The sequence below is a fragment of the Methylocystis sp. genome, from assembly GCF_051061225.1.
GTDB lineage: Bacteria > Pseudomonadota > Alphaproteobacteria > Rhizobiales > Beijerinckiaceae > Methylocystis.
In genome coordinates this window covers 1-11734 of sequence record NZ_JBPFEB010000117.1, presented here as the reverse complement: position 1 = coordinate 11734, position 11734 = coordinate 1, and the positions used below count along the sequence as shown (strand labels likewise).

At 61.7% G+C, this 11734-nt stretch carries 9 protein-coding genes and 2 pseudogenes; 2 read left to right on the top strand and 9 right to left on the bottom strand.

Going from position 1 to position 11734, the window contains the following annotated elements; genetic code table 11:
* Positions 1–394, top strand: a 394-nt coding sequence (locus ACR652_RS20015) for a hypothetical protein (RefSeq protein WP_434508230.1), incomplete at its 5' end; no start/stop codon positions are given.
* A gap of 711 nt (positions 395–1105) precedes the next feature.
* Here the strand turns inward: ACR652_RS20015 and ACR652_RS20010 are convergent.
* Complete coding sequence (locus ACR652_RS20010) at positions 1106–1408, bottom strand: putative quinol monooxygenase (protein WP_434508229.1); 303 nt, start codon at positions 1406–1408, stop codon at positions 1106–1108.
* A gap of 1575 nt (positions 1409–2983) precedes the next feature.
* On the opposite strand from ACR652_RS20010, the gene ACR652_RS20005 reads away from it, so the two are divergent.
* On the top strand, positions 2984–4027 hold the full coding sequence (locus tag ACR652_RS20005) for a tyrosine-type recombinase/integrase (RefSeq protein ID WP_434508228.1): 1044 nt from the start codon (positions 2984–2986) through the stop codon (positions 4025–4027).
* A gap of 10 nt (positions 4028–4037) precedes the next feature.
* Here the strand turns inward: ACR652_RS20005 and ACR652_RS20000 are convergent, their stop codons facing one another.
* The 8 genes and pseudogenes from ACR652_RS20000 to ACR652_RS19965 all read right to left on the bottom strand — a co-directional run.
* Positions 4038–4457 carry a type II toxin-antitoxin system MqsA family antitoxin gene (locus ACR652_RS20000; protein WP_434508227.1) on the bottom strand — a complete coding sequence of 140 codons (420 nt, stop codon included), beginning with the start codon at positions 4455–4457 and terminating at the stop codon, positions 4038–4040.
* Positions 4458–4460: 3 nt separating this feature from the next.
* The gene (locus ACR652_RS19995) at positions 4461–4766 is read right to left on the bottom strand and encodes a type II toxin-antitoxin system MqsR family toxin (RefSeq protein ID WP_434508226.1); all 306 of its coding nucleotides are present in this window, start codon (positions 4764–4766) and stop codon (positions 4461–4463) included.
* A 66-nt stretch (positions 4767–4832) separates the two neighbouring features.
* Complete coding sequence (gene repC / locus ACR652_RS19990) at positions 4833–6167, bottom strand: plasmid replication protein RepC (RefSeq protein WP_434508225.1); 1335 nt, start codon at positions 6165–6167, stop codon at positions 4833–4835.
* 235 nt (positions 6168–6402) lie between these two features.
* Entirely contained in the window at positions 6403–7413 is a 1011-nt protein-coding gene (gene repB, locus ACR652_RS19985) for a plasmid partitioning protein RepB (RefSeq protein WP_434508224.1), read from the bottom strand.
* A gap of 2 nt (positions 7414–7415) precedes the next feature.
* Positions 7416–8639 carry a plasmid partitioning protein RepA gene (repA, locus tag ACR652_RS19980; protein WP_434508223.1) on the bottom strand — a complete coding sequence of 408 codons (1224 nt, stop codon included), beginning with the start codon at positions 8637–8639 and terminating at the stop codon, positions 7416–7418.
* A gap of 90 nt (positions 8640–8729) precedes the next feature.
* A pseudogene (locus ACR652_RS19975) lies at positions 8730–9675 on the bottom strand (DUF2493 domain-containing protein).
* Between the two features lie 139 nt (positions 9676–9814).
* Positions 9815–10894: an IS5 family transposase gene (locus tag ACR652_RS19970; RefSeq protein WP_434508222.1), complete on the bottom strand. Its 1080-nt coding sequence runs from the start codon at positions 10892–10894 to the stop codon at positions 9815–9817.
* A gap of 186 nt (positions 10895–11080) precedes the next feature.
* Positions 11081–11592, bottom strand: a pseudogene (locus tag ACR652_RS19965) (transposase); the annotation flags it as partial.
* Positions 11593–11734 lie beyond the last annotated feature (142 nt).

Sequence of the window (11734 nt, the reverse complement as noted above, 5' to 3'; positions counted from 1 at the left end):
CCTGGGCGCCTTCGGATCGCTCGACGCGCTCAGCCGGGCGGCGAATTGGCCGGTCGCCGCCGTGGCATTCGCCTACATCGGACTGATGCTGCCCGGGGGCGTGCTCTATGGTTGGCTGTTTCAGCGCGCGGCGAACGACCCCAGGGGCGGCTGGCTTTTCGGAATGGCCTATGGCTTCGTTCTATGGATGCTCGGACCCATCCCCCTCCTCCAATGGGCGCCCGAACAGCCCATCCTGACCGGCTATCCGGCGGTGGGGTTTCTGCTGGGCGAATTGCTCTGGGGCTTGATGCTCGGACTGGCGTTTCCCATTGTGCATCGGCCCCTGCGCGCGCGGCTCGATGCAACTGGCTCGGCGTCAAGTCGCGTTGCACGCGGCGACGGGCCTGATTGATGGGCGGCTGGGTCTGGTTTTCCTGGAAGGATTCGGCAGCGCCAAACGGACGCCCGATCCTCATCAGGCTCCGCCATGTCGTCGGGAAGACATCGGCCAGCCGGGTGCTCAAGGGGCGGCTGCGTCTGCCCGTTGCAGGCAAGCTCTTTATCGAAGCACTTCTTTGTCCAAGTGAAAAAAAACGCCCGGCCAGGAGGACGGGCGCGATCTATGGTGGCAGAGTGACATAATTTCTCCCTCTGTGGTTTCCCCGACCTTGACGGAATCAGACCGATCATGAAGAAACGCCCGGACCTCGGATGGACAGGCCGGGCGTTTTTTTGCCTTCGTTACGCGAATGCAGACTCAGTCTTCGTCGGAATCGTCGTCCGGCACCGGCGCCACGGGAGGAGCTGGTGTCGAGGGGATATCGTAGCCAGGGTCACTAGGAAGCGGCGCCGACTCCACAGGAGGGTTCGCCGGGGGAACGGATTGGGCCTGGGCGAGCGAGCCGCCAGCAAGTAGCGCCAGACCCGCGAGGCTGGTTCTTAGGATAAGCCGCATCATCTGAGACTCCCTGTCATGCCGGTCCATCCGGCAATGGGGCCCAACTTGGCGCGGCCATATGCACCGTCAATCGTGGCCGGTCCGGAATTTAACGCCGTTGAATAGGTCCAGCCGAACGCCCCGACCGTGGATGTATCGGCGGGGCGTTTTTGCTTTCTTCTCCCCTTAACGCGGAAGCTTGTCCGCCAAGATGTCGATCTTGTGGATATCAGGGGGAGAGGCGAGGAGTTCGGGCGCCTTCGCCATCAAAGCCTTCGCCACGGCTCCAGAGAGATGGGCCTCGCGGTCGCCTTCATTGTTGAAGGTGTCGAAGATTCCGAAAGAGTTCGGGCCCATTTTCATAGCGAACCATGTGGTTGTTCCCGGCTCAGCCTCCACCAGTGGAAGCGCCCCCTTCAAAAACGCTTCAACCTCAGTCTCCTTGCCTGGCTTCGCTTCCAGGTGAACATAAAGCGCCGTTTTGGCCATGGCGTCCTCCTCTGTCACTGCCGAGCAAAGGCGTGCGGCGTCCGAGATTAGGCCGCTTCTCCATAATGCGCGCAGGCGCGGTTTAGTTGCGGCAGAGACATTTGCGGGGGGACTCGCCGTCCTGGATGTATCGGGGGCTCGGCCTCTTAGTCCCGCTTACCGGCGCGATAAAGGACAGCCCAAACGGCGAGGAAGACTAGCGCGACGGTCGCCACCGCGGCCAAAATAGTCAGGACCATTGCCCGCCTCACATACTCCAGAGGACGCCCGCAGGGGCCAGTCGCGTTAGGGGCGAAAGCTGTCGACTTGTGGATTGGTTCCGAGAATAGGCGGTAAGCGGAGTTTCGCTTAAAGGCGAGACGCCTGAAGTGGCAAAGGCGGGCGTTTTTGTGCGCCAGCCGATTAAACGCTCAGTAGCGATACACGATCGCCATCAACGCGCTTATCAAAATGAGCGCGATGATGATTGAAGCAATTACCGGGTCTGAAACGGGGCCTCGGATCATGCCGGGGACTTTCGGCCCAGGTGGGCCGAAGTTCAATTAGGCAAGTCGACGCGCCGGCCGGAGGGGCGTTTTTGCGTTCTGGGGCAGCGTTGGCGGCGGTTGAGCGGCGCGAGAGTCCGCCGACGTGCGCCAATGTTTAATTGATGGACAAGACGGTTTTGAGCGATATTCGTAAATGCTTGATTTTTCTGGTGCTCCCTCGGGGACTCGACCTTCTGTTTTCGCCGTGAGAGAGCGACCTAATCTTCGAGGTTGAAGCGTGGGACTTTCAGAGGCGGCGGCCGCGCGCGATGACGGAGTGGCGGTTACGCCCACGAAATGACATCGGCGGCCAAGGTTGGGTCGAGCCCATAGTCCATGCAAGAGGTTAAGGCGAAACCCGACATGCCAGCCGGGCGGCACGGCGGCCACGCAATCGGCCAGAGCGTGCGCCAAGACGTTGGCGTCGATCTCGGACAAACCAAGCTGCGCGACGGCGCGCGTGAGGCTTGCGGCATCGAGGCGCGCCGGATGCGTGGCACTGAGCCTAACCAGCCGATGGATGCGTCTAACAAGGCGTGCGCGTGGCACGGCGAGCGTCGCACAGCTTTCGGCGGCGGGCAGCGCCAAGCGCTCGCGGAGATAGCTGGCGAAGACAGGCCTCGGCGCCCAGGATCGATCGAACAAGCGCCGGCGACAAACGCCACCCGCTCCACGTCCGGAAGTCTTGGCCAGCGCCGAAGCGGCTGGATTTCCGAGTCTTTCCCGGCGGACGAGGCCTCGGCGTGAAAGCCCCGGGCGGCCCGCCGGCAGTGGCCGGGCGGTCACGGGCAAGCATCTAATCATCGAATTTCATGGGCGGACTCGCATCACAGAGCGGCGCTTTGTCACTTGTTTTCGACCCAAATCCGCCGGGCTTGTCCGTCGGCGCGTGTGTCCGATAATGTGCGCTTATCGGACAGAAAACGAAACCCCTGTTAGACTCGGCCGCGAAGCGCCTTTTGGACCGCTCACAGCGGGCCGAGGCGTCGGATTTTTGAACCCCAGGCACGCGCCAGACCCGCCCGTGGCGGCGCAAACGAGGACAAGAATGGCTAAAGCCGACGAGGACACCACCGGCGGCAGGGCGCTCGCCGAGCCCGCCCCCCATCTCGCGGCGCTCTCGGAAAAGGCCCGCGACTACGCCCGCAACGCCCGCTCGGAAAACACCCAACGGGCCTATGACGCCGACTGGCGTCAGTTCGCCTCCTGGCTGCGCCGTCAGGGGCTCGACCCCCTGCCCCAAGACCCGCAGACCGTCGGCCTCTATCTCGCCGCCTGCGTCGAGGGCGGGCCGGGCCGGCCGCCGTTGTCTGTTTCCTCGCTGGAGCGCCGGCTCTCCGGCATTTGTTGGCGGTATCGCCAGCTCGGCCGCTCGCTGGACACGGGCGATCCCCATATCGCGACGGTGCTGGCCGGCATCCGCCGCGCTCACGGACGCCCGCCGGTCCAGAAGGAGGCGATCTTCGCCGACGAGCTTCTGGCCATGCTGGCGGTCCTGGACAACGACCTGCGCGGCCTGCGCGACAGGGCTATTCTTGCCATCGGGTTCGCGGGCGGCCTGCGGCGCTCGGAGATCGTCGGGCTGGACTGCGGCCCCGACCAGACGGACGACGGAACCGGCTGGATCGAGATCGTCGGCGCAGACCAGAACGGAGGCGGCCTGCTGTTGACCCTCAACGGCAAGACCGGCTGGCGCGAGGTCGAGATCGGCCGCGGCTCCTCTCCCCTCACCTGCCCCGTCGCCATGCTCGAGACCTGGCTCAAACTCGGAAGGATCACCCGGGGTCCAGTGTTCCGGCCCCTCGCCCGCAAGAACGGCGGCGTCTCCGCGGAGCGGCTCTCGGACAAGCATGTCGCCCGCCTCGTGCAAAAATGCGCGCTCGCGGCTGGCCTGCGCGGCGATCTCCCCGAAGGAGAACGACGCCGCGCCTTTTCCGGCCACTCCTTGCGCGCCGGCCTCGCCTCCTCGGCACAGATCGAGGAAGGCCATGTGCAAAGGCACCTCGGTCACGCCTCTCCCGAAATGACCCGCCGCTATCAGCGAAAGCGTGATCGCTTCAAAGTCAATCTGACCAAGGCCGCGGGGCTTTGACCGGTCGAGATTATTTGAGTTCCGCCAACAGCTCCGGGTGCCGGTCGAGCAAGGCCATCAGCTGGATCGTCGGACCGCTCGGCTCGACCAAGCCCCGCTCATATTTGTCGAAGGCGTTTTCGCCGACCTTGAACAGAGCGCCCGCCTCCCGCTGCGACAGCTGAAGCTTAGCACGCAGACGCCGGATCGTTTCTGGCGATGGCACGCCGTCCGCTTTCTCCTTGAGACCGCGAAGCGCCTGGTCGACGACGGCCATGTCCTCGCCAATGTGGACGCCCTCTCCTTCGCCCGCGGGATAATAGCCAGGCAGATCGACGACGACGCTTTCGCCCTTGTAGGCGACCGTAAACGGGCGGAGGCCGCGCGTCAGCGTCTCCCCGGTTTCAGGAGAAATCATCGTCTCGGGAAGCGGCTCGTCTTTCGTGGCCATCACTTACTTTTCCTTGAACGAGACGACCGTGAACTCGGTCAGCACATCCGCCTGAAATTTCACATAGAGCAGCAATCCACGCATCGGCACGTTATAGACGTCCTGCCACAGCCGATGGTCGGCGAAGGTCGTCATTGACTTGACGAACATGCTGCGGTCGACGCTGTGGATGGTCTCGACGATCGCGCCGCGATCGAACCCCAATGCGGAGGCGTCACGCAGCGCCGACGTCGTGATGGCCAACCGATCAACCGACCCGATCGCCTGCTTGATGGCGTCGAGATCATAGGTCGGCCGCCGCTTTTCCATAAGCTCAGATGCCACCATTAAGGGGGTAGTTCAAGGCCCGGACGTGTGGGCGCAACGCTCCGGCCATCACCCTGCCCTCTTCCGCTCTCGCGCCCCTTTTGCGGCCTTGCCGCGCAACAGCGCCATCAGGACAGGCCCCAGGGAAAACTCCCCTGCCCGCGCCTTGGCGGTCAGAACGCGCAGATAGCCGCCAGCGGATCTGATTTCATCGCCGCGCTGCAGGATCGCGGCGATGACGATGGCGGCGTCATGCTCGCCCATGGCGTCCAAAGCCTGAGCCCAAGCGTCAGGCGAGACGCCGAGCGCCGAACGCACGGTCGCGGCCGCCGTCGCGAGATCGCGCCAGGATGAAATCTCGCCCCCCTTGGCGTAATCGACGATATCCGGACAAGCTTGCAGCACCATCCCCAGCGGATAGGTTCTGGGGGTTGGCGTGGGACGGAGCGGAGCTTCAGATTCCCGCTTCTCAGATTCCGAAGCCCATGCCCCATCCGCCTCCGCTTCGTCGACGATTGCCCCGGGCGGTTCGCCCCTGCCTTCTCGAAGGCTAGGTTCAAGATCAGAAATGTTTGTGGTTTGATTCTGTATGTGGCGCTCAGCCTGAGACTCACTGGCGGTCATATTTTGGCGTTTTACGTGGTTTTCCAGGACACTATTGATTTCGGCCGCAAGAGCGGCGAGTTCCTCCGCCAAAGCCACCAAATCGGTCCCTGTCATTTTGCGCGCCTGGCGGCTGGCTAGCGCCTGATAATCGCTGTGGCGAGCCTCCCAGTCGCCGGGAACGCCCTCTTCCATCCCGGTCTCGATCATCTTGACGATGTCGCGCCGCGCCAGCGTTATTTTTTCGCGTAGCAAGGCCATCGCGCGGTTTTCGGCGCGCACTTCTTCGGCGAGATTTTCGATTTCGCTGGCGCGCGCAATGAGCGGGGTTAGGTCAAAGCCGAAGGCGTCCTCGATCTCGCCCCCCTGCCCTCGTCTTGCGAAACGTTTGCCATTTGGCGAGTCCCGGCGAATAATCAGCCCCGCGTCGATCAGCATGGCGATATGTCGGCGTAGCGTCGCCGGCGCCATGCCGTGCGCGCGGATCGACAACTCCTTGTTCGATGGAAAGACAATGATCCCGGGCGTCGGATCGTTTTCCGAGGCCCCAGCGTCCTTCTCGGGCAGCGTCAGCGCCGTCTCCTGATGGAAGCTCAGCAACGCGTGCAGGACCGATAGCGCCCGGTCAGTGACGCCGAGTGGAGCTTTTGCCTCCGTGAGCGCTCGAAACAGCCGCCATTTATGGACGACGATCTCCGGCGCGTCTGAGCGCGACGCGAATTCCTTTGTCGCCGCCTGGCTCGCCACCATGGCGAGCGACAGCTTTCGCCGCCCAAAGGGCGTCGTTGTTTGTAACTGCATGTCCTTTTGCCTCGTTAGGCAAAAGAAATCTGCTCACCGAAACGGCACCGGCTCTTGACAGCGATTTGCGGAAGTGATTCTCTTAAGGTGCGAACTTTGGAGAGGCTTCCGGGCGGTAACGTTTCGGGGGCCTTTTCTTTTGCGCCTATGCTCCTTTGGATCCGGTTCGGAACGCATCACACTTATCGACGCTTACGTGAAGCGAGCCCCCTTTTGGGGAGGTCATCGCTTCGAATCACGAGCTCCCGTCTCTCGGACCCACCAATGAACCCTCATAGGCGGCCAAAAGAGCGTCGAGTTGACGGAGCACGTAATCTCCAAATGCCGGAGCGACCTTCTCATCGAAGGCTAAGACGACCCGCTCGGTGCCCCTTTGGACACGCGCAACCTTGCGGCCGTCCTTGGCGACCCACATTTCCTGAGTCTTCTTGTGCTCAACCGCGGGTCGCAAGACCTCCAAGAGCCTCGCAAAGCGCTGATCGCTGTCCAAAGATAAGAATTCGGTTTGCCGAATCAGAGCTTCCGCGGTCGCGACCGCGTCGCCTTGCTGGAGCTTTTCCGCCAACTCCGCCCAACGCGCCCTCCCGGCTTTAGGAGCTGGGCCAATAGATATGGCGATGATCTCGGGGATCGCGCGCGCCATCGCTACATACCTGCTTACGTCAGCTTTGTCGCAGGATAGCGCCGCTATGACCACGGATCGATCAAAGCCCCGATCTTCCAGTCGTCTGGCGAACCAGGCGCGTTCGATGAAGGATAGATCGCGCCGCTCCAAGTTCTCCTTACCTTGAGCGACGACGAGGTCGGCGTCGCTCAAGGTGCGAACAACTGCTTGGACCTTAATTTTCAGTCGAGATGCGGCCCTCAGCCGACGGTGCCCATAAGCGGCTTGATAACGTCCAGCTTCGGTAGGATGGGGGCGGACGAGAATGGGCACCTGCTGCCCACTTTCCGCCATGCTCACAACGAGCGCCTCGAAAGTCGGGTCGACTTCGATCATCAGACGATCAGAAACCAACGACGCGTCGACGTCGGCTGGATCGAGTTCCAAGACCCGATCCCCGGCAGAAATTTGATCTTGTAGACGAGCGACGGTCTTCGCGTTTTCGCTTAACTGAGCCAGCGAGGCACCCATAGCGGAAATCGCCCCCGTTCGCACGCGTTCGCCCCGCTCGACGGCAGAGGGAGCGTTGGGAGCTCCCAACCGGCCTTTGAAAAGCGCCTCGACTGTATCCTTCCTGCTCATGGTCAGCTCCGTCCCCAAGCCTCTCGCATCAGTTGTTCGATCTCGCCGTTGACGGCGTCGAGCGCCTCCAGAGCACGATCATAGGTGGAGCGCGTGAGACTCTCTCGCCCAATTTCATAAAGCGTTTGTTTGGTCAGCCCAGCGTCCGAAATAGCCGCGGACTTAACCATGGGGCTTGTCATCACATGGTCGCCGAAGAGATTGCGCAGGAGCGCCACGACCTTCGTCTGAGGGGCGTCCTGCGGCTCGTAGCGAGTTATAAGATAACGAAAGAAGTCATAATCGAGCCTGCCGCCCGCCTCGCGCACCACGGAAAGAAGATCATGAGTCATCAGCAAAAATTGACTCATCGATGCCACGTCCAACATCTGCGGATGAATTGTGACGAGCACGCTGGTCGCCGCGCATAGAGCGCTCAAGGTGAGATAGCCGAGCTGCGGCGGGCAATCCATTACGACAACATCATAGCGGTCTGAGACATCATCGAGTGCGCGGGCGATTCTCGAAAAAAACATTTCGCCCGGCTGCGCCGACCCCGACAAGAGCGCCTTTGGAGTCTCGTGCTCGAACTCCATGAGTTCAAGATTCCCCGGCACAATATCTAGCCCGTCGAAATACGTGGCCTTTGTGATCGCGCTGAGGGGGCGAATTTCATCGTCGTAGCGAATAGCGCCGTACAGCGTTTCATTCGCGCGCACATGCACTTCAGGTAGGATGCCGAAAAGCGCGGAGAGGCTCGCTTGCGGATCGAGATCCACCGCGAGAACTCGATAGCCACGCAACGCAAGATATTGCGCGAGATGCGCAGCCGTGGTGGTCTTGCCCGATCCTCCCTTAAAATTGGTGACGGCGAGTACTTGCAGGCGCTCCGCAGCGCTTCGCGTCGGGAGATAGACGCGACTTTCGTTTCGTCCTTTGGCAGCCTGGGCCAACATTTGGCGCAGAGCATTTATTTGCGACAGGGTATAGTGGCGGCGACCACCCGGTGAAAGTGCGGGCTGCGGCCCCTCACCGGCCAATGAGAGTTGGCGCAAGCGAGAATCAGATACGCCGATGAGCCGAGCCGCTTCTCCCGACGTAAACTTCCTCAGCTCCTTTTCGGATGCCGGTGGGAACAGCGCTTCGCTCATCGCCTGCAACTGTTCGCTGAGCAGCTCGGCGTGTGCGCCAATCGTTTCATCGATTGACGAAACATGGGGTTCAGAACGGAGAGAAGCTAAATTCACGGAAAGCTCTTCGGCTAACGGAAGATACGCCGCACTCGGCGATACTTCGTGAAGGTGTCAGAAATATCGATTCGCGCAAGGGATTTTTGGTTAACACGCCTTAACCATTGAGGCGCTGAAGCGTCGTTGGGAGCTCCCAACAAATATCGACGCGCCCCTTAGGGGGGGCGAGCCGCTTTTCGAGAACCGCCGCACCGGAAGTCCCATCTTCCGAGCCTTGTCGGCGAGGTTCTCGACGATCCTAGATCCCGGAAAAACGCTGACCCCGATGGGCAAGGCCTCGAGCACGGTATCGTTGCGCTTGAACGGCCCCGCGTTCTTGTGGCGTGTCCATTCCGGTTTGAAGGCGACCGAGGAACGTTACGATTGTCCGCCCAACAGGCTGCGATGCGCTCTGCGCCCACCGGGCCAGCGCCGTGGAGGAGGAGCATGTCCGGGTGCTTCGCGCGTGCCTTATCGAGCGTATCCCAGATCCGTTGATGATCGTTCCAGTCCGCGCCGCCGGCGAACGCGATGCGAGAGCCAGGTGGCAAAAAGCACCTGCGCCTCGGCACTTTTTGGCGTTCACGAAATCCCGGCTGTCGATCAGCTCCGCCGTCAGGGCGCGGTGATTAACCTGCGATCCCGAGCGTGGACGCCAAGAGGAGCCGGTCTCGGTCGCGTAAAGTTCTGCCAGATGGTCGCAGAAGAATTCGAAGGCGTTGCGTCGTTCGGTGAGCGTGAGCCCTTGCGCGATCAGCCGCTCAAGTTCGACCGAGCGGATTTCCGAGCCGTCCTGTTCGGCCTGCGAGCGCCGTTGCGCGGTTTCATTTTCGTCGAGTTCGCGGTCGATCCGCTGCGCCTTGCAATGAAAGAGATTGACGAAGGACCACAGGAGATCGGGAAAATCGGCTTCGAGACGGGTGTCGAGAAAGAGGTTGGACAGAGCTTCGACGGCGGACTCGAGCGCAAGGCACGCGGCGTCAGAAGAGGGCAGGGGGCGCGGATCTGGTTCGTAGTCGAGGGGGCGATAGCCGTGCGAAGCGAGTTCGTCCAGAAGATGCGAAGAAGGGGATGAAGCTGGACGCTTCTATCAACACGGCCCGTGCCCGGCGACTTGGTAACCGCGGAGCCTGAGCGGCTTGGGACCGGTCTCATCGGACGCGGCCAGCGCCGCGCGCCGCGTCTGCGGAGCGTCAAGCGGCGGCGATCCTTCCCCAGAACACCAGCCGTTTAAAGTTATAGACGAGGTTCGCCATCCCGATTTTCACCTTGGCGCGGGCGATGCCGATCGTCCGGATGAAGAGCCCCATCCTGTCTTTCTGCTCGGCGAAGACGTGCTCGACGCGCGAGCGAACAGTCGATTTGAGGGCGTTGGCGCGACGGACGGCGTCGGGCATCGATCGGCCCTTCGGCTTCTTGCGATGGATACGGCTGACGAAGCCATTCTTCGCCATGAACGCTTCATTGGCCGCAGAGCGATAGGCCGTATCCGCCCAGACAGACGCCGCCGTATTGGTCTTGTCGAGCAGGCCCTCACGTAGCCGCGCCCCTTCGTAGGCGGCGGCGTCCGTGGTCGTCCATTTGCGGATGAAGCCGAAGCCTTTATCGATCGCAATATGGTTCTGATAGCCGAAGGTCGGGATGGCGATGTCGACTGGCGGCTTCGTCCCATCCGGCCGCTCCTTCGCCTTGCTGAACTTCACGGTCCAGCGCGTGTCGCGGTCCTTCTGCCGCATTTTCGCGGGGTTTTCGGCCCAACCCTCTGGAATGCGGCCCTCCTTGATTGCCTTCTTCTCGCCCTCACTGTTGCGCTGCTTGGGCGCGGGGACGAGCGTCGCGTCGACAATCTGCCCTGACATGGCGATGTAGCCTGAGGCCCGCAATGCCGTGTCAAAGCGGGCGAATAGCCCCTCGATCGCGCCCGCTTTGGTGAGCTTCTCCCGAAACAGCCAGATCGTACGGGCGTCAGGAACCCGGTCGGCGAGCGACAGGCGGAGGAAGCGCATGAAGGACATGCGGTCGTTGATAAGAAACTCGGCACGCTCGTCGGAGAGATGGTCCATCGCCTGGATCACAAGGATCCTGAACATCATCACCGGATCGAAGGGCGGCCTTCCGCCCTGCGCGCCGTCAGAATAACCAAGCGCCGAGACCAGATCGCCGCGAAACATCTCGAAGTCCACCGCCGCCGCGAACGCTTCCAGCTGATCCCCGAGCCCGCTCAGTCGTTTCAGCCGCTCGTCCACGTCGAAAAAGCCCGGCTGTCCACGCATTGATCCGCCTCCGATCCTTCTGAATGCCAGAGAATCAGAAACGCGCCGATTTGGCGAGGTTCTTAGAAGCGTCCAGCTGGACACTTCTATCAACATGCTGGCCTTTCCGATTTTAGTTTGATTTCTGAGGGCAGGCGTGAAGGAGCGCATTCACTCGTGAGGTCGGCGGGTCCCCCCGCCCGCGCATCAGGCGGCGACGGTTCTTCGCCAGAAGACCAGCCGTTTGAAGTTATAGACGAGGTTCGCCATGCCGATTTTCACTCTGGCCCTGGCAATCCCAATCGTCCGGACGAACAGTCCCATTCGATCCTTCTGCTCGGCGAAGACATGCTCGACGCGTGAGCGAACTTTCGACTTTTCCGCATTGGCGCGGCGCGTGGCGCCGGGCATCGGCTTGCCCTTGGGCTTCTTACGGTGGACGCGGCTGACGAAGCCGTTCTTCTCCATGAACTCCTCGTTCGCCGCCGACCGATAGGCCGTGTCCGCCCAGACGGACGACGCCGTATTGGTCTTGTCGAGCAACCCTTCCCGCAGACGCGCGCCTTCATAGGCGGCGGCATCTGTCGCCGACCATTTTCGGATGAAGCCGAAGCCCCGGTCGATTGCGACATGGTTCTGGTAGCCGAAGGTCGGAATGTGATGTCGACAGGCGGCTTGGTTCCGTCCGGACGCTCCTTCGCCTTGCTGAACTTGACGGTCTAGCTGTGGTCTCTGAGGAGGTTGTTCACCCGAGCTGAAGGCTTGAGAGTGGTCGTTGCCACACGATGCACTCGGGACTTCTTCGGATGAACAACCCCCATAAGAATGCGCGAATGACGCCGCTTGGTCGAGCGGAAATGG

Bases quoted from the DNA above. Each gene is read 5' to 3' on its own strand.
- ACR652_RS20010 (WP_434508229.1), bottom strand. From the start codon at position 1,408: ATGGCCAAAACGGCGCTTTATGTTCACCTGGAAGCGAAGCCAGGCAAG.
- ACR652_RS20005 (WP_434508228.1), top strand. From the start codon at position 2,984: ATGGCTAAAGCCGACGAGGACACCACCGGCGGCAGGGCGCTCGCCGAG.
- ACR652_RS20000 (WP_434508227.1), bottom strand. From the start codon at position 4,457: ATGGCCACGAAAGACGAGCCGCTTCCCGAGACGATGATTTCTCCTGAA.
- ACR652_RS19995 (WP_434508226.1), bottom strand. From the start codon at position 4,766: ATGGAAAAGCGGCGGCCGACCTATGATCTCGACGCCATCAAGCAGGCG.
- repC (WP_434508225.1), bottom strand. From the start codon at position 6,167: ATGCAGTTACAAACAACGACGCCCTTTGGGCGGCGAAAGCTGTCGCTC.
- repB (WP_434508224.1), bottom strand. From the start codon at position 7,413: ATGAGCAGGAAGGATACAGTCGAGGCGCTTTTCAAAGGCCGGTTGGGA.
- ACR652_RS19970 (WP_434508222.1), bottom strand. From the start codon at position 10,894: ATGCGTGGACAGCCGGGCTTTTTCGACGTGGACGAGCGGCTGAAACGA.